Here is a 23037-nt window from a genome sequence, read left to right on the forward strand (position 1 = left end):
CCGAGCCGCTGATTTCAATCGATACGATTTTATCGTCGGCGACCGTTGCGTCTCGGAACGGGCTGACGTTGCCGTCCTTTTGCCATAACTGTCAAATGCGATCTTTGATGGTTGCTATACCGCAAGTGGTATATGTTATGACGCTTGACGGGCTGCTGGCAAATGCCTGCGGGCGGCGGGCGGAGGCAGGAAAAACCATGGCGGCGTTACGGAATCCGGCTGCGGGTTCAAATGATTACAACGAGACCCCAGGCGATGGCGAAACCCTGCTGCGCAGCGGCCTCAGCCTGCGTCATATGCGCATGATCGTCGCGCTCGACGATCACGGTCGGGTGAGCGCGGCGGCGCAGGTCATGAACATTTCGCAGCCGGCGGCATCGCGCATGATTGCCGAGATGGAGGCGGTGCTCGCGGTCAAGCTGTGCGAGAGGCTGCCGCGCGGCATCACGCTCACGCCCTACGGCAAGGCCTTGGCCAGGCGTGCGCGTTCGATCCTGCTGGAGATGCGCGAGGTCGATCGCGAGATTTCCGAGCTCAAGGCGGGCAAGGGCGGTTCCGTGTTTCTCGGTGCCGTGACGGCGCCGGCGATCGAACTGGCGGTGCCGGCGATCCGCGAAATCCGCCGCATCTATCCACGCATCGAGATCACCATGCAGGTCGAGACCTCGAATGTGCTGGCGCGCGAACTGATCGCCTCGCGCCATGATTTCATCATTGCGCGCATCCCCGACGATCTCAATCCGCGGCTGTTCGAATCGCGTGTCATCGGCGTCGAGAAAGCCTGCCTGATCGTGCGTCGTGGCCACCCGCTGACCAGGGGCAGTGTGGTGCGGCTGGAAGACACTGCCGCCTATGACTGGGTTTTCCAGTCGGGCGGCTCGCCCTTGCGTCAGGCGATGGAGAGCAATTTCCTCAACCGCAACATCGCGCTGCCGGACCGGATCCTCAACACCAGTTCGCTGCTCCTGACGCTGGTCATGGTAGCGCAGTCCGACGCCATCGCGCCGGTCTCGGTGCAGGTGGCGAAATTCATCCAGAATCCCGACGGACTCGCCGGCGCCATCGATGTCGTCCAGACCGAGTTCGACATCGAGGTCAGGCCCTACAGCCTGATCACGGTCAGGAATCGCGCGCTGTCGCCGGCCGCCAAGATGCTGCACGATTTCATCCTGCGCGAAGTGGGGTGATGGAACAAGAAGTGCAGTCACACGTTCAGGCCAAACGGCATGCTCGCTGGAGCTCGTTTTGGGCGAGGGAACGAGATGCCGATGTCAACAACTCGGGAGATTTTGATGGAACGTCGGTTGTTTCTCACAGGAATGCTGGGCGTTGCGGGGGCCGTGGCGTTTGCGGGCATAGCCGGACCTGGCAGCGCGGTTGCCGGCATTCCTCAGGGCGACGGAATTCTCGATGAACTAGACAAGCCGGATCCGGCTGTCTTCGAAGGCGATGACGACCTCGAAGTGGAAAAGGTCTCTCACCGTCGTTGGCATCATCGCTACTACGGAGATCGCTATTACGGAGAGAGGCGGCGGCGGCGCCGCGGCTGGAGAAGGGTTTGCCGTCGGTATTGGCGCCATGGACGCCGTCATGTGCGTTGCTGGCGCGAGCGGGTGTGGCTCCGCGTCTGGCTGTGACGACCCGTTGACGAAAAGGCCGGCCACCGCTGCGTGCCAGGACGGAGACACAGCTTGCCATTGCCCGGGCCATGATGCGCGCGGGCAAGTTGCTTTAGGTAATCACGACACCGTAAAAATCGTACATTCATTTTCAATTGAAATGAGACGACAGGAGAGTAGGATTTTGGCTCTTCGCCCGGCTTCCTCAAACGGCCGGCGCGGCCCGGCTAGTCATCCTGTGTCAACCTGAAGGCTGGCCGGGCCGCCTCGAAGATTCCTAGCGACCGAGCGGCCATCGCGAAAGCGAGACGAGTTCAGCCTCGTCTTTGATGCCGGCCATATAATTTGCGATAACCCGCGATGCGATCATGTCGAGGGTGTCCGGTGGCGGATGCTCAAGTTTCAGCTTGTCGAAAACCCTGCCGAAGAGCGCCAATTCGGTTGCGTCGAAAATGCCGGCTTCAGTCGCCTTTCGCCGAATTGGCATGATCTTCCTCCCGCAAATCCTGAAGGGAACCATGCCGTAAGTCTTCTTCGCCGCGCAAGTGCTTTATCCGGCCGATGATTGCGGGCTTCACCCATCGCGTCGCCGGGTGCTTCATGCCCTTCGGCGCCGGCCCGGCGTGCTCCCGGATGCGCTCCCACAACCGCTCTCGGATGGCCCCCGACATAACGGCCTGTCGCCCGATCCGCCATCAGGTCAAAGTCCGGCTTTCCAGCCTTGCGCGCTCGACGCCGGGCAGCTCGTATTCGTCAACCGAGTAGCATTTCGCCTGTGGTATTTGCTGTCGCGGCGCTTCGATGCCATTCCTTCAAGGGCAGCCTTGTCGGGCCTTTAGCCAATCGTGACATAAGCTACTGATAACATTACATTTTATTGCTACCCATCGCGGCGGGCAGCATGGCCCAGACAAAGGACGCGAGGAGGGAGACACAGCTTGCCATTGCTCGGGCCATGATGCGAGCCGGGAAGCCTTTATAGCTGAGGAATTGTAGGCACGGCACGAGCCGCCGTTACTCGAAGGCGGACCTAGGCCCGCCTTCGAGTCCAGCCTAGATTCAGCCGCCCATCTTCTTTGCCATGGCGCAGAAATCTGCGTGCGACTTGTTGAGCGTGGTATCGCCGCAATCTTTCAACACCGCTTTCTGTTCATCGGGTTTCATGGCCGTCCATGCGGCCTTGAAATCCTTTTCCGTCTTCAAAGTTTTCATGCCGGCATCGGTGAAGAACGGCGACATCTTTGCCGGATCGTCGAGTGCAGATGTGTTGCCGGCGGCAAGAGCCGAACCGGTCATCATCGCAAGCGCCATCGCGCCCATTGTGAGCATCTTGATATTCATTGTTTCCTCCGTCGTTGGGTCATTCAGCATGACCTTGGGAAAAAACGTGGATTACCGAACTCGGTTCCCAGCGCTCCACTAGCGCATCCCTGCATCATGAATATGTAGATCGTGCCAATTTCTTCATCGATCTCTTCGCCAGGAATGCCTGGCCTCAGCCGCCCGTTTCGCATGGCCCGGCTGGAATTGATGAAGGCCGACCCGACATAGCGGCCGGTCGCCCGATCCGCCATCAGGGCAAAGGCCGGCCTTCGAGCCTTGCGCTCGACGCCGAGCAACTCGTATTCATCGACCGGGTAGCATTTCGCCTTCAGCCAGTCGTCGACGGACCGCCGCGGACTTGCTGTCGCGGCGCTTCGATACCATTCCTTCAAGGCCAGCCTTGTCGAGCTTTTAGCCAATCGTGATATAAGTCACTGATAACATTACTTTTGGGGCTACTATCGCGGCTGACAACATGGCCCAGACAAAGTACGCGAGGACGGAAACACAGCTTGCCATTGCTCGGGCCAGGATGCGGGCTGGAAAGTCCTTCTAGGAAGCTCCGATTGACGGCACCCTATTTTGCGCCTTTCTAGGCAGCATACACGATCCACACTAGAAGAACGAACAGAGCCGCACCCAACGCAAACAGCGTATAGCCCGCAAGGAGTAAAAGGATGGGGAAAAAGTCACTGCGGTAGGCTGTCAGGATCATCCGGACTAGAGGGTTCGAAATTTCATTGTGCAATACCTCGTCTTTGTTTCCTACCACTCCGATACGTGGAGTTTTGTTCGCCTCAGTCGCCTCAGTCGCCTCAGTCGCCTCAGTCGCCTCAGTCGCCTCAGTCGCCCCTGCCCGCTCTGACTTCGCCGCTGTCTCGGAATTCTCAGCCGCCTCTAAAATCCTGTTTGATATATGGGTCGCCACCAACGGATCATCGGATAGATGGTCCGGTGAAACCGGTTTGGCGAAGATTTCAACGCCATGTGTGCCCATGGGCCAGTAAGCGTCTTTCCTGACTTAAGTTCCCTCCAAAGGGCCGCGCGAGAGCAAGATGGGCCTTTGGTCCGACCAGTATCCGACTGAAGTCCGCCGTCAGGGAACCATGCCGCTGGCGGTAAGTTCGGAACAGCGGCGGGCGGAAGGTCCCGCTGTCGTCAGATTACAAGAGGAGAAAATTATGAGAATGCATCTAACCAGCGCCGCGGCGGCGCTCGTCCTGCTTGCCGGCGTTGGCGCAGTGGCCGCGGAGGATGTTGTCATCACACCTGAGCAGGATACCGTAGTACGCGAATACGTGAAGAAGCAGCCGCTGGCTTCCGTCAAGCTTCCGGGAGTGGAACTCAACGTCGGCACAGCTCTGCCGGATACGGTCGAGTTGCACGAGGTTCCGAACGTCAAATACCGCTACGTTGTGATCGACAACCGGACGGTTCTTGTGGAACCGAGCACGCGTAAGATCATCAAGGTCTACAACTGATCTGATGTAACAGCTCGTCGCCTTCATTGGCGGCGGGCTTTACGAGGAATTGCGATAGGTATCACCATGTCACATCGTGAGGTTGGGAATTCCGAGGCTTTGGCGTCGCGCGTCGTCGATCTCAAGACCCGAATGCTCGACGCGAACATTACAGACGGCGAGATCGAGACATTCCAGAAGGTGGCTGCCCTTCTGGAGGATGTCCATGGGCGTATCGAGGGCGACGACCTGATTGCCGCGTCGTTCCTTGTCGACCCGCATGTCGGTTGAAGCGGCCTGTTCCCGGGGCTCATGTGGACCGCGATCGACCGCTGGGGCGTCAAGTCCGGCCTCCATCAAAGGACTGAAGTCCCTTCCCGATCCGCCAGAAGGCCCAGCCTGGAACATTTTCCGCCACTCTTGTTTGTTCTCAATGGGACACCGGTTGGGAGAAATACGGAAATGGCTTTGTGCGATGAACTGAGCGACGTGACGATGGAGTTCCACTGTCCGGCCTGCTCACACCCTATGGCAAGGCCTGGTTCCTGGCTCCGCACAATCGGAAGCTTCAGATGCGACAGCTGCAAAGCTATGGTGCGCATAGGTTATGAAAAGAAGCTGTCGATCTTTGCGGGCTACCTGAAAAACCGGCACCAGCATGGCGCCGGCGTCGCGCCATCACGCCAGGCGGATCGACCAATTCCGCGCTTTCCTCTGCATGGAGCATAAGCCCTGGCGGCCCGGCGGTTGACGATTGGGGCACTTGGTCAGCAGCCGGGCCTAACCGGCGGTTTGTTGGGGTATGTGGGTTGCCGCCGGCTGGGGCAAAAATGCGCCGAACCCAAGAGGCTGGCATCATTCGAACAGGCGATCAGGAATGCGGGCAAGCGCGTCCTTACAAGAATAGAGTTGCCTGACCGAATCTTTACGCCAGTTTGAATGATATCGGGTGCAACCAGCAAAAGGCGCGCCCGGTTAAGAGACCGCATTGCGCTCCCGCCCCAGGAGACGCAACGTGGCGGAAACCAATCCCAATTTCAATCAGACAGGCTCAGGAGTTGCGGTCCCTGTCCGCAAGCTGGAGCGGGTAGCGGGAATCGAACCCGCGCGTTCAGCTTGGGAAGCTGACAGGCTGCCATTACATCATACCCGCGCGTGCCCTCGTTACCATGAGGTTCGGCCTTCGGGCAATCGCAAAGCGGTTCCCTCGAACAAACGCTTTCGCTGGTCCTCGGCGCTGGCCGTGATTCCTATTTTGCCTTGGCGACTTTGTTGCTGGCGGCAAAGCTTGGCCAGTATTTCGAGATGGCGAGCGTCGCGCCGGCGGACGAGAAATGACCGTAGTCGAAGTAGAGAAACTGCCTGGTGCCGGCGTCGGCATAGGAGCAGCCGGCCGCGTCGCACAGATAGGCCAGCGGGTCGATGAAAGTCGCCCCTTTGACGAATGGCAGCACCTGCTTGTTGATGTCCGGATCCATGGCCATCGGCCAGGATGTGTTCGCGACGTGCTCCCTTCTTGCGAAGAAGGCGATTTTCTGGACGTCGGCGATGAACTCCGGAGACTGGCCGATGACATAGACCTTGACGCCCATGTCGCGCAGCCGGTCGACTGTCTTCTGCAGGCCGTCGAAGCCCCTTGCCTGATAGTCGGTCCACCGGCCGCTCAGGATCACCGCCTGGATGTTGGCATCGTGGATGATCGACAACGCCCGTTCGTTGAAACGCGTGCAGGCCGGCCGGGCATAGGAAAAGTAGCTCAGATTGGGCGGGCAGCCGGCATAGGTATACTGGATGATATTGGCCTGGATTTTCTGCGCATTGGCTTCCAGCCCCGACACGTAGTGCGCGGCGAAGGAATCGCCCCACAGCAGCACATTGGTGGGAAAGCCGTGCGTTCGGGTGCAGTCGGCGAGGTTCCAGTTCTCGATCCGGCTCGCGCCCTCGTTGAAACAGACGCCATTGCGCCAGTCACCCACCAGGACCCATTCCGTCGAGAAATCCGGGAACCGTTGCGGAAAACCCTTGCCCAGCGCACCGGCCAGGCCGCCGACGCACAGCAGGGCGATCGCCGCGGCCGAGAAGGCGAAGATGGGCAGGGGGGCGGTGAAGGCTCGCTTCTGGCGGAAGGGCTGCTCGACATATTTCCACGAGAACGTCGCCAGCGCGACGCTCGCCACGATCATCGCCATGATCGTCGGCACGCCGATGGCCTTGAGCGAGAGATAGCGGACGAACGAATTGATCGGCCAGTGAACGAGGTAGAGCGAATAGGAGATAAGGCCGATCCACACCAGCGGTGCGAGCCGCAGCACCTGCGTGGCGACGGGGACCGGCCTGTCCGCATGGGGCTGGCCAGCATAGATGAGCAGCGCCGTTCCCATGCAGGGAAACAGGGCATTGTAGCCCGGAAACGGATCGCTTTCCGAAATCGTCAGAAAGCCGAAGGCGATCAGGCCAAAACCGGCCAGCCCGATCAGTTCCGTCAGCGGACGGCTGGCAAGCGCCGGCGGCTTTCTCAGCATCAGCATGGCGCCCAGCGCCAGCTCCCAGATGCGCGTCGGCAACAGGTAGAAGCCGGCGGTCGGCGCCAGCGTGGTTGCCATGACCGCCAGGGCAAAACTGCCTACGGCAATCGGCAGCAATATCGTCAGCCAGCGCTTCGAGGCGTATCGGTAGATCAGATACACCAGGACCGGTGCGAAGATATAGTACTGCTCCTCGACCGAAAGCGACCATGTGTGCAGCAGCGGCCGTAGTTCCGCGTCGATGGAGAAATAGTTGGTCGTTTTCCAGAAATAGATGTTCGACCAGAAGGTCGAGGCCGCGATCACGCTGAGGCTGTACTCGTGGAGATCCGACGGCAGGAGGATGAACCAGGCGGCGATACTGGCGAGCAGGATGACAAAGGTCAGCGCCGGCAGGATGCGCCGCGCGCGGCGCCAGTAAAAGCGGCCGATCGAGAACTGGCCGCGCTCGAGGTCGTCGAGTAGGCTGCCGCTGATCAGATAGCCCGATATGACGAAGAAGATATCGACACCGGTGAAGCCGCCGGGAATGGCCGATACGCCGAAATGGAAGAGCACGACGGGCAGCACCGCAACGGCCCGCAGGCCATCAATATCACGCCTGTAGTTCATTCGGCGGGTCCGTACGCCATGGCCCTTGGCAGACGTGCGGCGGAACCTGACATGCTCCTCATGCGGCGATGTCCCCGTCGTTCGAAAAATCGTGGCTCTTGGGTTTCACGGACTGTGCTCTGCAACACAAGTTTGCTGCACTGCAACATCCATGTCAAGGCAGATGCCAGATCTTCGAACGCTGACGAAACCGGTTTCGAACGGAGGCTGTGGATCAGGCGGGAGGCAGGTAGATCACCGCGTCGTCGTCCGCATAGGCTCGCTTCCAGCCCAACTGCGCGAAGAATGGGATGCGGGTATCGTCGGCCGTAAGGAGTGCCCAGCCGATCGCGTATTTCTTCAACTGGGCCTCGAGCAGCGGTTTTCCGTCGCTGTGTCCCGTCGCGTCCTCGGCTTTCGTGAAGCCGCCGAGGAACAGCTGGTCCGTCCTGCCGTCGACGTAGGTCTTGATGCCGTGAAAGATCAGCGTGCCGCCGAAATTATAGGAATTCAGCACATTGCCGGAAAGCTGGTGATCGCGTGCGTATGCGAGGGCGCCGTTGGCCGCTGTCTTCGGGCTCGGCGCCACCTGGTAGGCACTGCCGAGGATGACGACCGCACCGATCAGCAGGACAGCGATTGCGCCGCAGATCGCGTAAAACTGGCTGGCGAAGAGTCTTTCCAGTCCGTCACGCTTTTCCGCCAGCCAGGTCGGGGTCGAGACCGAGGGGTATTGCCGGGCGACTTCGACCGCGATCACCAAGGGGATCAGCAGGAAGGGCAGATATACGAACCGCAGATGGGCGAGATAGACATGCAAGGCGAAGACGATGAACACTGCCTTGGCCCAACCGATCCGCAGCCTCGATACCAAAAGTCCAAAAAGCGCCAACAGCATCACCGCTTCCTGGAGGATCTGCTCCTGCGCGTTGAACGCCCGCCACTCCAGGATGAGTGGCACCGCCTCGTTGCCATAGGCCACCGTGAACGTCGCCAGGATGGCTTTCATCCCATAGGGATGCATCAGGCTGACCAGCGGGCAGAGCAGGCCGAAAGCAACCCATTTTGCCAGGAGGGCGGGTTTCGACAGGCCCGAGCGCGCCAGGAGATCGAGCCCGGCAAAGGCAGCGATGACGAAGCTCAAGGTGAACGTGGCATGAAGGTTGGCCCACAAGACCACAAGCACCAGCAGCCACGGGGGCGGGGCTCTCTCTTCCTGCGCGGCGCCAAACAGCATTGCCGTCCAGACGACGATGATCGGCAAGGTGAAGACGTGTGGACGGGCCGTATAGATCGGGGCGATCAGCAAAGCCGCGGCGAAGGCCAGCGCTATCGCCAGTGTCGGCTTCAGCCATGCGCTGAGGAACCATCCCATCAGGAAGACCGTCAGGCTGACCGTGGCGATGATCAGTGTGACGACGCCATTCCAGCCGCCGGCACGGTAGGCGAGGGCCAGAAAGACCTGCCCCAGCCATTCCTTGGCGATCCAGGGCTGACCGGCGAACGTATAGGAATAGGGGTCGACGACGGGAAACGTCCGGTTTTCCAGAAAGTCCAATCCGACCTTCACCTGCCACCAGCTGTCGGGATCCTGAAGCATCGCGCTGGCCAAGGTGGCAAGCAGATAGGCCACCAGGCAGGCGCAGAGAAGGCAGAGTATCAGCCTGATGCGTTGCGCGTCCCCGAGCGACGGCCTCGCCGCCGCGATTGCCGTGGTCTGGTTCATGTAGCGGCTCCAGGTGGCGGCGTCGCCGCCACGACTGGTGCATAGCCGAGCGCCGAGTAGAGAAGCCCGACGGCGCCAAAGCGCAGCATCCGCGAGACATCAAACGGAAGAGCCGACCGCATCCTGCCCATGCCGTTCCCGTTGCATCCGCTCGCCCTTCGCCTCAGCCACGCGCGGCTCTTTTCGCCATCTCCTGCAGGCGATGGACGGGCAGGTCGCTGTCCTTGGCCGGCTGGTCGCGCGAAACGATTTCGTTGACGAAATACAGCGGCCGCCGCTTCGTCTCCATGTACATGCGGCCGAGATACTCGCCGAAAATGCCGAGCACTAGAAGCTGGACGCTGCCCAGGATCAGCATGATCGCGGCAAGGCTCGTCCAGCCGGGCACCACGTTGCCCCTGGACCATTCGATCAGCGTGTAGCCGAGCACGACCAGGCCGAGCAGGCCGAACATTATCCCCAGCATCGAGGCAGACCGCAAAGGCACGATCGAAAAGCTGGTCATCGCGTCGACCGCCAGCAGGATCATCTTCTTCAGCGGATAGTGGGTGGTGCCGGCAAAGCGCCGGTGCCGCTCGTAAGGAAAGGCGACCTGCCTGAGCCCGATCCAACTCACCATGCCGCGAATGAACCTGTAGCGTTCGGGCATCGCATTCAGATGGTCGAGCGCCCGGCGGCTCATCAGCCGGAAGTCTCCGGAGTCCGGTGCGATCTCGACATCGACCATCCGGCCGAGCAGGCGGTAGAACATCGAGGCGGAGGCCAGCTTGAACCAGCCTTCGCCGTCGCGCTTGACCCTCTGGCCGTAGACGACGTCGAAGCCTTCATCCATCTTCGCCATCATCGCGCCGAGCAGTTCTGGCGGATCCTGGAGATCGGCGTCGAGAATGAGGATGCGCTCGCCGCGGCAGAATTCCAGCCCCGCGCTCAAGGCGATCTGGTGGCCGTAATTGCGGGCAAGGTCGATGGCGACCACATGGTCGTCCTTTTCGGCCAGTTCGAAAATGGCCTCGCGGGTGCCGTCGGTCGCCCCATCGATGACAAGCACGATCTCGTAGGAACGGCCTTGCTCGAGGCATACGGCGCTGACGCGTCGGTGAAGCTCGGCCACGCCGTCGCGCTCGTTGTAGCATGGCACGACGACCGACAGCGTGACCGCGCGGTGCGCGCCGATTTTTCCCGTTCCCACCAAAGCCTGGCTCCCGCTCTTGCCATGGCAATAGCGGCAATTGGTTAGAAAACAGATAAGCCAGGGATCGACATCGGATCATCGGCCGGCCGACGCGATGGGCTCGGCACGTCACGAACGCACCGGCAACTCCATGCGGATGCGGGCGCCGCGCCAGGAGCCCGTCAGGATGCGGATCGTCCCGTCATGCAGCAGCGCGATCTGCCGGGCGAGGTTCAGTCCCAGCCCCGCGCCGCGCGACTGCGGCTGCAAGCGGTAGAAGGGCTCGAAAACGTTCTCGCGCTCTTCCGCGGGAATGCCCGGCCCCTCGTCGCGCACCTCGATGCCACCGGCCGCGTCGATGGCAATCGTGATCGTGCCGCTGCCGCCGCCATGCTCGATTGCGTTGCGCACGAGGTTGGCGAGCGCCCGCTCGATCTGCAGGACATTGATCTCTACTCGGGCCTTGTTTGGCGACGGTTCGAAGGCAAGGTCATAGCCGGCCTCGATGGCGAGCGGTGCGAAGTCGGCCGCCACCCGGCTGACGAGATCGTCGAGATCGACGATCTGGCGCTGGTCCGACGGGCGGTCGAGCAACTGATGGTCGAGCAGTTGCTGGGCAAGATGCGACAGGCGTTCGATGTCACGCAGCAGCCGCGCGCTCTGCGGTTCCTCCTTCAAAAGTTCAGCGCGTGTGCGCAGGATGGCGATCGGCGTGCGCAGTTCGTGCGCCGCGTCGGTGAGGAAACGGTTGTGGCGGTCGTAACCCTGGGCGAGGCGGGCAAGCGCCTCGTTGAAGGCATGCACGAGCGGCGCGATTTCCTGCGGCACCTGCTTGACCGGCAGTTGCATGGCGCGGGTGCCGATGTCGATGCGCGCCGCCTGGCGGACCGTTTCGACAAGGCCGGCGAAGGAACGGCGCACCACGGCTGGCGTCGTCACCAGCGTCGTCGTGCCCATGACGAGAATGATGGGCAAAAGCAGGATCGCGATGACGAGCGCGAGCGCCGGCAGGGCGCGCTCCCAGTTCCTGCTGCCGTCCGGATTGCGGGCGACTTCGACGGTGGCCGAAATGTTGATTTCGAGGCCGTCGGTCTGCTGGCGCGACGACTGCGTCGCGGCGATGATCTGCACCATGCCGGCTTTGGTCGAAGCGTTTTCGATATAGGCTTCCGGCCGCACGTCCTTGTCGGAGAACCCGATCGTGGCGTGATCGGCCGCACCAAGCAACTCGTCGAAGCCTTTGGTGTAGATGTCGGGTATGTTGCCGGCACGGACGCTCTCGCCGCTGCCATCGCGAACGAGGTACCAGACATTGGGGAAGCTCTCGCGAAACGCGGTGAGTTCCTCCGTTTCACGCACGATCAGCCTGCCGTCCTTGTCCCGGTCGACGGCATCCTTGACGGCCGCGACGGCGGCCTCGTTGTCGATCAAAAGGCGCGGATTGGCGATCCAAAGGGCTGCCGCGCAAAGCACGATGAAGATGAGCAGCGTCGCCGCTTGCAGCAGGATCAGCCGCCGGACCAGGATCCATTGCAGCGAGCCGGTGCGGACCTTTTTCACGAGACCGCCCGCAGGAGATAGCCGAGATTGCGGATCGCCCGGATCTCGATGCCGGCGGCGACATCGTCGAGCTTGCGGCGCAGCCGCGAAATATGCGCATCGAGCGCATTGGAGCCGATCTCGTCGTCGAGGGCATAGACAGCCTCTTCCAGCGCGCTGCGCATGATGGTCCGGCCCGGCCGGCGGATCAGCGTTTCCAGCACCAGCCTCTCGCGCCGCGGCAGATCGAGCGCCTGGTCCTCGATCAGCGCCTCGCGATGGCGGAAATCATAGGTGAGGCGGCCGACCATTGTCTGGTTGGCGCGCGATGTGAACGAGCGCCGGTGCAAGGCATGAAGCCGCGCGACGAGTTCCACCGTGGCGAAGGGCTTGACCATGTAATCGTCGGCGCCGGCATCGAGCCCGGCGACCCGGTCGTCCAGCCCGCTCATCGCCGTCAATGCGATGACAGGCACATCCAGATGCAAGGCACGCAGGCGCGGTATGAGGCTGAGACCGTCGCCATCCGGCAGCCGGCGGTCCAGCACCACCGCGTCGTGATAGCCCAGGCGGGCCATCGCCTCGGCATCGGCCAATGTCGCGGCATGGTCGACGATGATGTCCACACGCTCGAGAGCGGCCTTCAGCACGGAGGCCATTTCCGGTTCGTCCTCGATCAACAGGACGCGCATGAATATTCTCCTTTATCCGCGGCCGGTCGGGGTCTGCGGCCGCGGCAGTTCATTCGCATTCCAGCTTTGGCTGGCGGAAATTGGTGATGAACCAGCGGCCGCCGGAAGCGCGGGCATAGAATGTGTAGAAGCATTCCTGACGCTCGATATAGCCGGGCGTCTCGGTCTCTTCATAGACGGTTCCGTGTTTTGTCTCGCGAACCTCGCCGCTCGATGTCCCGGAAACCGCTGACGTCGACACCTTGCGCCACTGATAGGCGCGCTCGCCCTGGCCAAGATCGACGATCGCCGTGGGCGGACCATAATCGAGGACGACCGATTCGACCGGCTGCCCGACATAATTTTTCATGATGTCGGAGGCACAGCCTGCGAGCGCGATTGCGATGAAGACGATCTTCGGGGCCTGGGTCAGGAGGCTGGCGCCATGCGTGGACATATCGGAACAGATTCCCATGGTGAAAATTCACGCGCGGACCTAGATCGCGAAGATTGCATCGACATTGCAGCGACGCGTGGGAAGGGCGCCATTGCGGAAAAAGCCGCTGTGCGGTGGATATCGAGACACCGGATTGCGCGACGCCCAGCGGCATCGTGCAATCCGGTTCGCTCGGTCTAGAACCGGTAATTGATGCCGGCCTTCAGTTCATGGCTGCCGATCGTCGTCTTCGACGTGCCAAGAGCCGATGTCGTCTCGACGCCGCGGGTGCGGACATAGTCGTACTCGACCTTGGCGGACAGCCCGCCGGCGAAGCCCTGCTCGATGCCGGCGCCCAGGAGGTAGCCGACCTTCCATCCATCGGCGCTGCTGACGTTGTCGCCCTTGTCGAATTTGGTCAGGGCAACGCCGCCGGTGCCAAACAGCAGCGTCTGGTCGAAGCTCAATCCTGCCTTGGCCTTGGCGGCGCCGCGCCATTTCTCCTTGATCTTGCCGCCCTGGACGTCGTGTTCGGCGCCGCCCAGATAGGAGCCTTCGATCTCGGCGCCGAGAACGGTGGGACCCATCTGCTGGTTGTAGCCGGCCTGGACGCCGCCGCTGAAGCCATTGCGGCCTGCAAACGGGTTTGGCATCCCGGTGAACGCCGTGCCGCCATGCACGCCGACATAGGCGCCGCTCCACTGGAAGGCGGGCGGGTCGTTGTAGGTGGGTGAAAGGTCGGCGGCCATCGCCGGCCCGAGAAGGCAAAAGGCGAGGCTAGCCGCCGTCAGGACGATCTTTACTTGAGAGGACACAGCATTACTCCAACACAAACGCGCATCCAGCAATCGACACGCAGGTTAACTCCCGGGGAGCTTGGCCGCTGGGGCGGTCAGGGCTCCTGTTAGGTGTCTTTCAGGGATGGCTGCACGGTCCTGAGACTGGCGTTCGCCAGCTGTGGCAGGGGGTCGGAGCGCCGCGCAACCAGTCACCTGAAAGACGCCGACTGTCTCGCAGGTGAAAATTGCACGCACATTGCGCAAAATTCGAAAATGACGATTTTGTGCTTTATTTTCAACAAATTAAAATGATCTTGTTTACCTATATTTAAGAATTGCGGGCCGTCTGAAGCTCGGAGTCCCGATCCCCTGTTCCAGCTCGGGCACAAACCGCGCTGGCTTGATGGATAGCCGCCAAGCACGTATCTGTGGGCCGTGCCCGTGAGCCTGGGCATCTCAATCGGGAGACGACCTTGTCCGCACTGACGCGCTTTCTCGGCGACTCGCCGCTCAGGGTGATCCTGAAGCTGCTGGTGGTGTCGTTCCTCGTCGGCCTTGTCATGAATGCCTTCGGCTGGTCGCCGATGGATGTCTTCTACGGCATCCAGAAGTTCTTCATCGATCTCTGGAACCTGGGCTTCCACGCCATTGACCGCTTCCTCGGCTACATCCTGCTTGGGGCCGCGATCGTCGTGCCGGCCTTCATCCTGCTCAGGATCGCCAACTATCGGAAGTGACTTTCAGGTATAGGCCGAGGCGACCTCGAACAGGATGGCGTGCCGTGCGGCAAGGGCCGGAACATCAGTGGAATAGCCGCCACCGATGACGCCGCAGATCGGAATGCCGAGCGCACGAAAATGGCCGATGACCATCTCGTCGCGGGCGTGCAGGCCGTCATTGGAAAGCGCCAGCCTGCCAAGCCGGTCCTCGGCATGGACGTCGACGCCGGCATTGTAGAAAACGATGTCCCAGCGCGCCCGGGCCGACAGCTCCGGCAGGATCGTGGCCAGCCTCCGGAGATAGGCGGCATCGCCCGTGCCGTCGGCAAGCGCGATGTCGAGATCGGAGGCGATCTTGCGCGCGGGATAGTTGCGCTCGCCATGCATGGAGAAGGTGAATACACCTGGCTCGTCGCTCAGAATATCCGCCGTACCGTCGCCCTGATGCACATCGAGATCGACGACCAGGATGTTTTGTGCGGCACCCTCGTCGAGCAGCACCAGCGAGGCGACGGCAACGTCGTTGAAGGTGCAGAAGCCGGCGCCTTGCGCGCGCCGCGCATGATGGCTGCCGCCCGCGGTGTTGCAGGCGATGCCATGGCGCAAGGCGAGCCGCGCGGCCAGTATCGTGCCGCCGGTGGCAAGCTGCGCGCGGCGCGAAACGCGCGGGCCCACCGGAAAGCCGATCTCGCGTTCGATTTTTTCCGGCACTGAACAGCTGATGACCTGGTCGACATAGTCGGCCGCATGGGCAAGCCTCAGCCATGATGCCGGTGCCGGGTCCGCGGTGTTGAGCGCGTCAGGCCCGGCCAGGCCGCGTGCGCGCAAAGCCTCCATCAGCAGCGGATACTTGCTCATCGGGAAGCGATGGCTGGTGGCAAAGCCGGCGTCGTAGTCGGGGTGGTGGACGATCTGCAGGGGCATGAACCGAATCCGGCGGCTTCGCGCCAGACCGGGATTTCGGTTGGCCATCGCGGGAAGAATGATTGCGCGGTGGCCGGAAAATGGGGCACATCGGCTCTTCGATCAAGCCGCAAATCAGCAAGGCAGCAATCCCTTGGACAACGGCGCAACTCCAGTCGACGCCAGAGCTTTTGTCGTTACCAACCGTTCCGTGCTCGCCATAGCGGTGCCGATGACGCTCGCCTATCTGACCACGCCGATGCTCGGCCTGGTCGACACGGCTGTTGTCGGCCAGTTCGGTAACGCTGCTTTGCTCGGCGGCCTTGCGGCGGGCGCACTTGTTTTCGACGTCGTCTTCACCAGCTTCAATTTTCTGCGTTCGGGCACCACCGGCCTCGTCGCCCAGGCTTTCGGGCGTGGCGACGCGCTCGAGGAACAGGCGGTGTTCTGGCGCGCCGTGCTGATCGCGGTCGTTGCCGGTGTCGTGCTGGTGGCGCTTTCGCCGTTGATCGCCATCGGCGGCCAGTGGTTCATGGGCGCCGAACCGCGCGTCAGCGAGGCGATGGGCGTCTACATCAGGATCAGGCTGCTTGCCGCACCGTTCTCGCTGATCAACTACGCCATTCTCGGCTATGTGCTGGGGCGTGGCGAGGGCGGGCTCGGCCTTGTGCTGCAATTGGTGCTCAACGGCATCAACATCGCGCTCTGCTTCCTGCTTGGCCTGAAGCTTGGCTGGGGCGTTGCCGGCGTTGCCTGGGCAACGGTCACGGGCGAATTCCTGGCCATGCTGCTGGGTCTCGCCATCGTGGTCCGTCGCTTCCGCGCGACCCCGCCCTTGCCGCGCCATCGGCTGCTCGACATGGCCGCCTTCCTGCGCATGCTGTCGCTCAACCGCGATATCATGATCCGCTCGTTCTCGCTGCTTGCCGCCTTCGCGCTGTTCACCCGCCAGGGCGCGCAGTTCGGCACGGTGACGCTGGCAGCCAATGCGGTGTTGATGAACTTCTTCCTCGTCGCCGGCTATTTCCTCGACGGATTTGCCACCGCCGCCGAGCAGCTCGCGGGCCGTGCCGTCGGCGCGCGCGCCGAGCAACCCTTCCGGCAGGCGGTGCGGCTGACCCTGTTCTGGGGTTTAGGGCTGGCCGGTGCCGCGACCCTGGTGCTGCTGTCGGCCGGCGCCAACCTGGTCGCCATCGTCACGACATCGCAGGAGGTCCGTTCGGTGGCCGACATCTATTTGCCCTGGGCGGCATTCACCGCGCTGAGCGGCGTGCTGGCGTTCCAGATGGATGGCGTCTTCATCGGCGCGACCTGGTCGCGCGACATGCGCAACATGATGTTGCTGTCGTTTCTGGTCTTTGCCGTCGCGCTGCTGACGCTGGCGCCCGCCTTCGGCAATCACGGCCTGTGGGCGGCGCTGCACGTTTTCCTGCTGGCGCGCGGCTTCAGCCTGCTGACTATTTTGCGGTTGCGGGTGCAGACGGCGTTCAGCTGAGCGGCTTGGACGCCCACCGATCGAGGTGGCTGTCGCGCAATTCGCCAATGGACTTCAGCCGTTCCGTCTCGCAAAAGCGTGCCATGCCGGCGACGATACGGCCCGGCAGCGCGGGTCCGGCATAGATCATGCCGGTGTAGAGCTGCACCAGGTCGGCCCCGGCGCGGATCTTCTCCAGCGCGGTCTCGGCGGAATCCACGCCGCCGACCCCGACAATGGCGATGCCCGGCCCGAGCAGCTTGCGCATCTTCGCCAGCACGATGGTCGAGCGTTCGAACAGCGGTTTTCCCGAAAGCCCGCCGGTCTCGCCTGCGACGCCGCCGCTGCGCAGCGGCGGCCGCGAAATTGTGGTGTTGGAGACGATGATTCCGTCGATCCGTTTTTCCGCGACCTCGGCGGCGATGTCTTCCAACTCGGCCTCGACCAGATCCGGCGCGATCTTGAGGAAAATGGGCGGCTGGGCCGCCGCCGACGCGCGCGCGGCCATGACACGCGACAAAAGTTCGCCGAGTTGCTCGCGCGCCTGCATGTTGCGCAGGCCGGGCGTGTTGGGCGAGGAGATGTTGACCGTGAGGTAGCTGGCATAGGGGGCAAAGCGGGTGACGCCGCGCTCATAGTCGCCGATGCGATCGGCGCTGTCCTTGTTGGCACCGATATTGACGCCGACAATGCCGGAACGTCCCTTGCGCGCGGCAAGGCGTTTTTCGGCCGCGGCATGACCTTCATTGTTGAAGCCCAGCCGGTTGATCACCGCTTCATCCGCCGTCAGCCGGAAGATGCGTGGTTTCGGATTGCCGGCCTGCGGCAGCGGCGTGAGCGTGCCGACCTCGGCAAAGCCGAAGCCGAGGCCAAGCAGCGCGTCGGGCACCTCGGCATTCTTGTCGTAGCCGGCCGCCATGCCGAGCGGGTTGGGGAAATCGAGGCCGCAGAGGCTGGCCTTCAGCCTGATGTCGCGCACCGTCCGCGCGCCGGCAGGCAGGCCGCAGCGCAGCGCCGCGATCGACAGGCCATGCGCGGTTTCCGGATCGAAGGTGAACAGCAGCTTCTGGCCGAGTCGGTCGAGCACGCTCATTGCCCCTCCAGCGGCGGGAACCGATGCGCGCCATCGGCACCGAGCGGCAGCGGCCGCACCCATTTGACGGTATCCAGCACCAGCACGCCGTAAAGATGCGGAAACAGCGCGCCGCCGCGCGAAACCTCGTATTTCAGCGCGTCGCCCAGGCTGGCGTCGTCGACGGCGACCAGCAGAAGGTCTGTCTGGCCGGAAAAATGCTTTGCCGCGGTTTCCCGGACCTGCGCCGCCGTGGAGAAATGGATGAAGCCGTCGGCGACGTCGATCGGCGCGCCGGTGAAGCGGCCACTGGCTTCGGCCTCGCGCCAAAGCGCTTGCGGGGTTATCTTGTAGATAAACTGAGACATGGTTGCGCTATAGTCTGAACCAGTCGTGCGGGGAAGGCCACGCCAAGGGTCTTCCCCATTTCCGGCGCAAACATGCGATATTTCAGGCCTTGGCCATGGAGGACAACATGCGTCTGCAACACATCTTGATCCCCGCCGCGCTGGTTTCACTGGTCGCGGTATCAGCTTATTCGGAAGAGACCGATCGCTACCGGCTGGAAAAATCCGCCAACGGCTATGTCCGCATGGACACGCAGACCGGTGCGATGTCGATCTGCGAGGAACGCTCCGGTCAGCTCGTCTGCAAGGTGGCGGCCGACGAACGCGCCGCGTTCCAGGACGAAATCGACCGCCTGCAGACCTCGATGAAGGCAATGGACGAGCGCGTCACCAAGCTGGAGAATTCGCTCTCCGCCCGCCTCGAATCGAAACTGCCGAGCGAGGAGGATTTCAACAAGACGATGAGCTACATGGAGCGTTTCCTCAGGGGCTTCATGGGCATCGTCAAGGATATGGACAAGGACAACGGCGGCGGCGCCCAGCTCAACTCGCAGAAGACCTGAGCTCCTGTGGCGCCGCGGGTCCTTTTGGACGCGCAAAGGACGCCTTAGGACTTTGATCTTGCGAAGCAGGGAAAACGCGGCGCGCTGGTTTTGCCGCTTGAAAACAGCGCGCTGCCCCTCATAATCGTCCGACTGGTCCCAAAAAGCTCAAAAATCATCGACGGGATTCGGGGAGGAACATTTGCCGTCAGGCTATTCTTTCGTCATCGCCGACGATCACCCGCTGTTTCGCGGTGCGCTCCGCGAAGCGCTTGCCGGCATCGGCAATGTCGCCGCCATTCACGAGGCCGGCGATTTCGAAAGCGCCAAGGCATTGGTCGTGGCCAATGAGGATGTCGATCTGGTGCTGCTCGATTTGTCGATGCCGGGCGCCAGCGGTCTCTCCGGCCTGATCTCGCTGCGCGGCATTCACCCTGCGGTGCCACTGATCGTGGTCTCGGCGCATGACGATCCGGCGACCATCAGGCGCGCGCTCGATCTCGGCGCATCCGGCTTCATCTCCAAATCGGCCAGCATGGAGGAAATCCGCAACGCCGTGCAATCGGTGCTGGCCGGCGACATCGCGGCGCCCGTTGGCGTCGATCTCGGTGTCGAGCGCGATCCCGAAATATCGGACCTGATCAAGCGGCTGCAGGCGCTGACGCCGCAACAGACGCGCGTGCTCGGCATGCTGGCCGAAGGCTTGCTCAACAAGCAGATCGCCTATGAGCTCGGTGTTTCCGAGGCGACCATCAAGGCGCATGTCTCGGCCATCCTGCAGAAGCTCGGCGTGGACAGCCGCACCCAGGCGGTGATCCTTCTGTCCAAGATCGGCACCGACCCTTTGCAGACCAACAGCTGAGCGTCTGCGTCGCCCGTTGAATCGGGACACTGGACCTCTGTCCGCACCGGTCGGGCGTTGAAACTCACGAAGCTGATGGCGGCCATGATCCAGACGCCGATGCCGCCATAGAGCATCACCCAGCCAAAGCCGTTGCGCAGTGCATTATGGACAACGGAATCAGCCGGTCTCGCCGCATCGGTGTTCTCTTGCCGCCTCGCCCCGCCCGGCACCATCGAGGTCAGCCGCAAATTCGGCCTTCCACCGCTGCCGGCGTCGGAGATCGTGCTGTTGTCCACGCTCTCAGACCCGCAATCGCGCGATGCATCGCGCACCCTTGCCATGGCGTTTCGCGAGCACCGTCCGTCGCCGGCGGCCAGCGGCGCGAAGCCCCGGTTCCGCAATTCGCACACGCTGGACAGCCCCGTCTGAGGCTATCGACCCGCGTCTGTGCGATGGCGCCGAATCTCAGCGATAGTTTTCGACGGCTGAACCCAGTTGCGGCGTGGCATCATCCTCGGTCGGCCGCGAAGGATTGCGCGCCCGGCCGATGGCGGCGCCGAGGCCGAGCGATGCGATCGCCACCAGCGGAATGCCGGCGATCCAGGGTAGGCGCGGTGCCAGCGCGTAAAGCGCCGTGCCGATCGACGGCCCCAACGAGTCCTTGAGGTCGACCGCCACCGACGAAGCCGCCATGTAGGAGGCGCGCCGTGCGGGCGGCGCCAGCGCATTGACGGCGGTCGGCACCAGCGGTCCGACCAGCATCTGCGCGATCGAGCACAGGCTGACCGCTCCGATCAGCGTCAGCATCGCCGGCGAGGCGGCGAGCAGCGCAAAGGCGAGGATCGTCGCAAGGCCGGCGCCGACCGTCAGCCAGAGCGCGGATCGTGCCTCGATCAGGCGGCTGACCAGCATCTGCAGGCCGACCGTCAGGGCGGCGGCGTAGGCGAACAGCGCGCCGACGCCGGATGGCGTCAGCGTCCCTGCATCCTGCGCGTAGAGCGGGATCACCGCCTCGATCCAGTTGCCGGCGACCTCGAACAGCACGACCCAGAGCAGCAGCTTCGCCAGCCGGCCGTCGCCGAACGCCGGCAGCAGCGCGGACAGGCCTTCCTCTTCGTTGTCTTCGCCGCTGTGGCGATCGTCGCCGGCGGCGAGGCCGATGCCGATCGTCTCGTTCAGGGCGAAGAGCATCACGATGCCGCCCAGCACAAGCATCGTGCCGCCGGCGAGGAAAACGCTGCGTAGCGATAGCAGCGCCAGCAGGGCGCCGCTGGCCGGCCCGAGAATCTGCCCGGCGCTTGAACTCACGCGCGCCAGGCTGAACCAGCGCGGATGCGCGGATGGCGAGGTCACATCGGCGATCGTGGTCAAAATAGTTGGATGAAGCACTGACTCGCACATGCCGGTTAGAAGCAGCACGATCGCGGTAACGGCGACGCCATGCACGAAGAACAGGGCCAGGAAGCCGGCGCCGACGCCAAGCGACGAGGCGATCAGCACCGGCCGCCGGCCGACCCGGTCGGCGATGCCGCCGATCAGCGGCGCCGCCAGCAGTTCGCCCCCGGCATAGCAGCCGAACAGCAGGCCGATCGCGCCGACGGGAATGCCCGCCTCGCTGCTTGCCCAGAGCGGAAAGAAAGGCACGAGCGCGCCATCGGCGAAACCCGCGCAGAAGAACAGCAGAAGCCCCATCAGGGCTGGGCGCGGGGCTGCGCGCCAGGAGGAAAGAAGCGTGTTGATCATGACGTCACCTGCGCATGGAGGCCGACTGTCGTCGACGGCCCGGGGTTTGCGCGTTGGTTGACGTAAACGCCTACGGTCGCCCTGGAGCGACAAGGAGGTTTGAGCCGCGTGGTAGTATCCAATACGGCGATGGGGCCGGCTTCAGCCGAGCCGCACGGACAATTCGACGTCCTCGCCGAACGGCGTGGACATGTAGCCCGACGCCGGCGAGCGCACCCGCTCGAGATATTCGGGCGAGAAATCGGCATTGTCGGCGATGACCAGCGCGCCTGGCCGCAAGCGGCTCTCGACCAGGCTGAGGATCTCCGGATAGATCGCCTTGGCGCCGTCGAGCAGCAAAAGATCGATCGTCTCCGGCAGGTCGGTGCTCAGCGTTTCAAGCGCGTCGCCCTCGCGGATCTCCACCAGGTCGATAAGGCCGCCCTCGGTCAGATTGGCCTTGGCCCGCATCACCTTGGACGGCTCGAATTCGGTGGTGATCAGGCGGCCGCCGCCATTGTCCCTGAGCGCTGCCGCAAGATAGAGCGTCGAGATGCCGAACGAGGTGCCGAACTCGACGATAATGCGCGCGCCGCTGCTGCGCGCCAGCATGTAGAGCAGCGTGCCGGTCTCCGGCGAGATCGCCAGCCAGAGGTCCTTCAGCCGACCGTAGAAATCGACATATTCGGTCTTGCTGTTGATCAGGCGCGCCCGCTCTTCGTGCGAGAGTCCCGCCACCGGACTGGTTGCGGCATTGGCTTCTTCGAACAGGCGGGCGAGCAGCGGGGCCAGCGGGGCATTGGTCAGCGTCGTCATGAACGTCTCCGGTCGAAATGGCTGCGTGCTTGTGTTGCGCCGAAAATACGAATAATCCTTCAGGTTTCCAATTCGCATTACCGGGCCGAGACATGACCGAACGCCCAAGTCATTCGATTTCCTCACGAAAGCAGCCCAAACAGGCTCGCGCGACGGACCTTGTCGCGGCGATATTGCAGGCTGCTCTTCAGGTTTTGGAGAAGGAAGGCGCGCAGCGTTTCACCACCACGCGCGTGGCCGAAAGGGCCGGAGTCAGCGTCGGCTCGCTCTATCAGTATTTCCCCAACAAGGCGGCACTTCTGTTCCGGCTGCAGAGCGACGAATGGCAGCAAACGACCGACCTGCTGTGCCGTATTCTCCAGGAGGTCGAGAAGCCGCCCCTCGAGCGGCTGCGCATCCTGGTGCATGCCTTTGTCCGCTCCGAATGTGAAGAAGCGGCAGTGCGTGGCGCGCTCAACGACGCGGCGCCGCTTTATCGGGATGCGCCAGAGGCTCAAGAGGCGCGGGCTTCGGCGGAGCGCACGGTCGAGATATTCATGCAGGAGACACTGCCCGAGGCCTCCGATGCCACCCGAGCCATGGCCGGCGAGCTGGTCACGACGATGCTCAGTGCGGCGGGACGGGATTTTTCGGCAAGTTCGCGAATGCCGGCGGAGATCGAGACCTATTCCGATGCGATAGCCGATATGTTCTGCGCCTACCTCAGGAGCCTGGGGCACAGGGCCTGAAAGCGCCAGCTGTGGCCGGCCGGCCCGTTG

25 protein-coding genes, 1 tRNA gene and 1 pseudogene are annotated in these 23037 nt (G+C 62.7%); 10 read left to right on the top strand and 17 right to left on the bottom strand.

Translation table 11 applies throughout. The features are described 5' to 3' along the window. The first annotated feature begins 197 nt into the window (after positions 1–197). Both FJV83_RS15045 and FJV83_RS15050 read left to right on the top strand, forming a co-directional pair. Entirely contained in the window at positions 198–1187 is a 990-nt protein-coding gene (locus tag FJV83_RS15045; protein ID WP_095771976.1) for a LysR family transcriptional regulator, read from the top strand. A 105-nt stretch (positions 1188–1292) separates the two neighbouring features. Further along, positions 1293–1637, top strand: a complete 345-nt coding sequence (locus tag FJV83_RS15050) for a protamine-2 (modular protein) (protein ID WP_095771977.1) — start codon at positions 1293–1295, stop codon at positions 1635–1637. 259 nt (positions 1638–1896) lie between these two features. Here the strand turns inward: FJV83_RS15050 and FJV83_RS15055 are convergent, their stop codons facing one another. The 4 genes from FJV83_RS15055 to FJV83_RS15075 all read right to left on the bottom strand — a co-directional run bounded on the left by FJV83_RS15055 (position 1897) and on the right by FJV83_RS15075 (position 3939). After that, complete coding sequence (locus FJV83_RS15055; protein WP_095771897.1) at positions 1897–2106, bottom strand: hypothetical protein; 210 nt, start codon at positions 2104–2106, stop codon at positions 1897–1899. Positions 2107–2678: 572 nt separating this feature from the next. After that, positions 2679–2960, bottom strand: a complete 282-nt coding sequence (locus FJV83_RS15065) for a hypothetical protein (RefSeq protein ID WP_095787349.1) — start codon at positions 2958–2960, stop codon at positions 2679–2681. Between the two features lie 23 nt (positions 2961–2983). Next, the gene (locus FJV83_RS36980) at positions 2984–3238 is read right to left on the bottom strand and encodes a hypothetical protein (RefSeq protein ID WP_246691865.1); all 255 of its coding nucleotides are present in this window, start codon (positions 3236–3238) and stop codon (positions 2984–2986) included. A gap of 296 nt (positions 3239–3534) precedes the next feature. Beyond that, positions 3535–3939: a hypothetical protein gene (locus tag FJV83_RS15075; protein ID WP_142886600.1), complete on the bottom strand. Its 405-nt coding sequence runs from the start codon at positions 3937–3939 to the stop codon at positions 3535–3537. A gap of 184 nt (positions 3940–4123) precedes the next feature. Between FJV83_RS15075 and FJV83_RS15080 the strand changes: the two genes are divergently transcribed. Both FJV83_RS15080 and FJV83_RS15085 read left to right on the top strand, forming a co-directional pair. Further along, positions 4124–4423 (top strand): DUF1236 domain-containing protein, encoded by a 300-nt coding sequence (locus FJV83_RS15080; protein WP_095787315.1) that lies wholly within the window; start codon positions 4124–4126, stop codon positions 4421–4423. A 66-nt stretch (positions 4424–4489) separates the two neighbouring features. Beyond that, positions 4490–4693, top strand: a complete 204-nt coding sequence (locus tag FJV83_RS15085) for a hypothetical protein (RefSeq protein WP_142886601.1) — start codon at positions 4490–4492, stop codon at positions 4691–4693. A gap of 788 nt (positions 4694–5481) precedes the next feature. Here the strand turns inward: FJV83_RS15085 and FJV83_RS15095 are convergent. The 8 genes from FJV83_RS15095 to FJV83_RS15135 all read right to left on the bottom strand — a co-directional run bounded on the left by FJV83_RS15095 (position 5482) and on the right by FJV83_RS15135 (position 13876). Next, positions 5482–5555 (bottom strand) — tRNA-Gly (locus tag FJV83_RS15095). A 97-nt stretch (positions 5556–5652) separates the two neighbouring features. Continuing rightward, positions 5653–7539, bottom strand: coding sequence for an acyltransferase family protein (locus FJV83_RS15100; RefSeq protein ID WP_142886602.1), 1887 nt, complete (start codon positions 7537–7539; stop codon positions 5653–5655). Between the two features lie 214 nt (positions 7540–7753). Further along, the gene (locus tag FJV83_RS15105) at positions 7754–9244 is read right to left on the bottom strand and encodes a hypothetical protein (protein WP_142886603.1); all 1491 of its coding nucleotides are present in this window, start codon (positions 9242–9244) and stop codon (positions 7754–7756) included. 163 nt (positions 9245–9407) lie between these two features. Next, entirely contained in the window at positions 9408–10433 is a 1026-nt protein-coding gene (locus tag FJV83_RS15115) for a glycosyltransferase family 2 protein (protein WP_142886604.1), read from the bottom strand. Positions 10434–10544: 111 nt separating this feature from the next. Next, positions 10545–11975 carry a HAMP domain-containing sensor histidine kinase gene (locus tag FJV83_RS15120; RefSeq protein ID WP_142886605.1) on the bottom strand — a complete coding sequence of 477 codons (1431 nt, stop codon included), beginning with the start codon at positions 11973–11975 and terminating at the stop codon, positions 10545–10547. Next, the gene (locus FJV83_RS15125) at positions 11972–12646 is read right to left on the bottom strand and encodes a response regulator transcription factor (RefSeq protein WP_140888118.1); all 675 of its coding nucleotides are present in this window, start codon (positions 12644–12646) and stop codon (positions 11972–11974) included. The genes FJV83_RS15120 and FJV83_RS15125 overlap by 4 nt, the downstream gene beginning before the upstream one ends. Positions 12647–12695: 49 nt before the next feature. Continuing rightward, positions 12696–13082 (bottom strand): hypothetical protein, encoded by a 387-nt coding sequence (locus tag FJV83_RS15130; protein WP_095791873.1) that lies wholly within the window; start codon positions 13080–13082, stop codon positions 12696–12698. A 176-nt stretch (positions 13083–13258) separates the two neighbouring features. Then, the gene (locus FJV83_RS15135) at positions 13259–13876 is read right to left on the bottom strand and encodes an outer membrane protein (RefSeq protein WP_095771906.1); all 618 of its coding nucleotides are present in this window, start codon (positions 13874–13876) and stop codon (positions 13259–13261) included. Between the two features lie 437 nt (positions 13877–14313). On the opposite strand from FJV83_RS15135, the gene FJV83_RS15140 reads away from it, so the two are divergent. Continuing rightward, positions 14314–14577 carry a DUF6460 domain-containing protein gene (locus FJV83_RS15140; RefSeq protein WP_027047739.1) on the top strand — a complete coding sequence of 88 codons (264 nt, stop codon included), beginning with the start codon at positions 14314–14316 and terminating at the stop codon, positions 14575–14577. A 3-nt stretch (positions 14578–14580) separates the two neighbouring features. Here FJV83_RS15140 and FJV83_RS15145 read toward each other — a convergent pair whose 3' ends face one another. Then, positions 14581–15483, bottom strand: coding sequence for a histone deacetylase (locus tag FJV83_RS15145; protein ID WP_142886606.1), 903 nt, complete (start codon positions 15481–15483; stop codon positions 14581–14583). 133 nt (positions 15484–15616) lie between these two features. On the opposite strand from FJV83_RS15145, the gene FJV83_RS15150 reads away from it, so the two are divergent. Next, complete coding sequence (locus FJV83_RS15150; RefSeq protein ID WP_142886607.1) at positions 15617–16957, top strand: MATE family efflux transporter; 1341 nt, start codon at positions 15617–15619, stop codon at positions 16955–16957. Here the strand turns inward: FJV83_RS15150 and FJV83_RS15155 are convergent. Together FJV83_RS15155 and FJV83_RS15160 are read right to left on the bottom strand one after the other, a co-directional pair. Beyond that, positions 16950–18029: a quinone-dependent dihydroorotate dehydrogenase gene (locus FJV83_RS15155; protein ID WP_142886608.1), complete on the bottom strand. Its 1080-nt coding sequence runs from the start codon at positions 18027–18029 to the stop codon at positions 16950–16952. The two genes, FJV83_RS15150 and FJV83_RS15155, sit on opposite strands and share 8 nt — an antisense overlap. Continuing rightward, positions 18026–18376: a DUF952 domain-containing protein gene (locus FJV83_RS15160; RefSeq protein ID WP_095791872.1), complete on the bottom strand. Its 351-nt coding sequence runs from the start codon at positions 18374–18376 to the stop codon at positions 18026–18028. The genes FJV83_RS15155 and FJV83_RS15160 overlap by 4 nt, the downstream gene beginning before the upstream one ends. Positions 18377–18483: 107 nt before the next feature. Between FJV83_RS15160 and FJV83_RS15165 the strand changes: the two genes are divergently transcribed. From FJV83_RS15165 to FJV83_RS15175, 3 genes and pseudogenes are all read left to right on the top strand, one after another. Continuing rightward, positions 18484–18918 (top strand): hypothetical protein, encoded by a 435-nt coding sequence (locus FJV83_RS15165; RefSeq protein WP_027047742.1) that lies wholly within the window; start codon positions 18484–18486, stop codon positions 18916–18918. A gap of 181 nt (positions 18919–19099) precedes the next feature. Beyond that, the gene (locus FJV83_RS15170; RefSeq protein WP_095771909.1) at positions 19100–19759 is read left to right on the top strand and encodes a response regulator transcription factor; all 660 of its coding nucleotides are present in this window, start codon (positions 19100–19102) and stop codon (positions 19757–19759) included. Positions 19760–19918: 159 nt separating this feature from the next. Next, a pseudogene (locus tag FJV83_RS15175) lies at positions 19919–20170 on the top strand (LysR family transcriptional regulator); the annotation flags it as partial. A 36-nt stretch (positions 20171–20206) separates the two neighbouring features. On the opposite strand, the gene FJV83_RS15180 reads toward FJV83_RS15175, so the two are convergent. Both FJV83_RS15180 and FJV83_RS15185 read right to left on the bottom strand, forming a co-directional pair. Next, on the bottom strand, positions 20207–21484 hold the full coding sequence (locus FJV83_RS15180; protein WP_246691866.1) for an MFS transporter: 1278 nt from the start codon (positions 21482–21484) through the stop codon (positions 20207–20209). A 141-nt stretch (positions 21485–21625) separates the two neighbouring features. Then, positions 21626–22279 carry an O-methyltransferase gene (locus FJV83_RS15185; protein ID WP_142886609.1) on the bottom strand — a complete coding sequence of 218 codons (654 nt, stop codon included), beginning with the start codon at positions 22277–22279 and terminating at the stop codon, positions 21626–21628. A gap of 92 nt (positions 22280–22371) precedes the next feature. Here FJV83_RS15185 and FJV83_RS15190 point away from each other — a divergent pair, with 92 nt between their 5' ends. Continuing rightward, positions 22372–23007 (top strand): TetR family transcriptional regulator, encoded by a 636-nt coding sequence (locus tag FJV83_RS15190; protein ID WP_142886614.1) that lies wholly within the window; start codon positions 22372–22374, stop codon positions 23005–23007. Positions 23008–23037: the final 30 nt, after the last annotated feature.

The sequence above is a fragment of the Mesorhizobium sp. WSM4307 genome, from assembly GCF_007003945.1.
GTDB lineage: Bacteria > Pseudomonadota > Alphaproteobacteria > Rhizobiales > Rhizobiaceae > Mesorhizobium.

What these genes read in the sequence shown, in the direction of transcription:
- FJV83_RS15045 (WP_095771976.1), top strand. Translation starts at nt 198, where the DNA reads ATGGCGGCGTTACGGAATCCGGCTGCGGGTTCAAATGATTACAACGAG.
- FJV83_RS15050 (WP_095771977.1), top strand. Translation starts at nt 1,293, where the DNA reads ATGGAACGTCGGTTGTTTCTCACAGGAATGCTGGGCGTTGCGGGGGCC.
- FJV83_RS15055 (WP_095771897.1), bottom strand. Translation starts at nt 2,106, where the DNA reads ATGCCAATTCGGCGAAAGGCGACTGAAGCCGGCATTTTCGACGCAACC.
- FJV83_RS15065 (WP_095787349.1), bottom strand. Translation starts at nt 2,960, where the DNA reads ATGAATATCAAGATGCTCACAATGGGCGCGATGGCGCTTGCGATGATG.
- FJV83_RS15075 (WP_142886600.1), bottom strand. Translation starts at nt 3,939, where the DNA reads ATGGGCACACATGGCGTTGAAATCTTCGCCAAACCGGTTTCACCGGAC.
- FJV83_RS15080 (WP_095787315.1), top strand. Translation starts at nt 4,124, where the DNA reads ATGAGAATGCATCTAACCAGCGCCGCGGCGGCGCTCGTCCTGCTTGCC.
- FJV83_RS15085 (WP_142886601.1), top strand. Translation starts at nt 4,490, where the DNA reads ATGTCACATCGTGAGGTTGGGAATTCCGAGGCTTTGGCGTCGCGCGTC.
- FJV83_RS15100 (WP_142886602.1), bottom strand. Translation starts at nt 7,539, where the DNA reads ATGAACTACAGGCGTGATATTGATGGCCTGCGGGCCGTTGCGGTGCTG.
- FJV83_RS15105 (WP_142886603.1), bottom strand. Translation starts at nt 9,244, where the DNA reads ATGAACCAGACCACGGCAATCGCGGCGGCGAGGCCGTCGCTCGGGGAC.
- FJV83_RS15125 (WP_140888118.1), bottom strand. Translation starts at nt 12,646, where the DNA reads ATGCGCGTCCTGTTGATCGAGGACGAACCGGAAATGGCCTCCGTGCTG.
- FJV83_RS15130 (WP_095791873.1), bottom strand. Translation starts at nt 13,082, where the DNA reads ATGTCCACGCATGGCGCCAGCCTCCTGACCCAGGCCCCGAAGATCGTC.
- FJV83_RS15145 (WP_142886606.1), bottom strand. Translation starts at nt 15,483, where the DNA reads ATGCCCCTGCAGATCGTCCACCACCCCGACTACGACGCCGGCTTTGCC.
- FJV83_RS15155 (WP_142886608.1), bottom strand. Translation starts at nt 18,029, where the DNA reads ATGAGCGTGCTCGACCGACTCGGCCAGAAGCTGCTGTTCACCTTCGAT.
- FJV83_RS15160 (WP_095791872.1), bottom strand. Translation starts at nt 18,376, where the DNA reads ATGTCTCAGTTTATCTACAAGATAACCCCGCAAGCGCTTTGGCGCGAG.
- FJV83_RS15165 (WP_027047742.1), top strand. Translation starts at nt 18,484, where the DNA reads ATGCGTCTGCAACACATCTTGATCCCCGCCGCGCTGGTTTCACTGGTC.
- FJV83_RS15180 (WP_246691866.1), bottom strand. Translation starts at nt 21,484, where the DNA reads ATGATCAACACGCTTCTTTCCTCCTGGCGCGCAGCCCCGCGCCCAGCC.
- FJV83_RS15185 (WP_142886609.1), bottom strand. Translation starts at nt 22,279, where the DNA reads ATGACGACGCTGACCAATGCCCCGCTGGCCCCGCTGCTCGCCCGCCTG.
- FJV83_RS15190 (WP_142886614.1), top strand. Translation starts at nt 22,372, where the DNA reads ATGACCGAACGCCCAAGTCATTCGATTTCCTCACGAAAGCAGCCCAAA.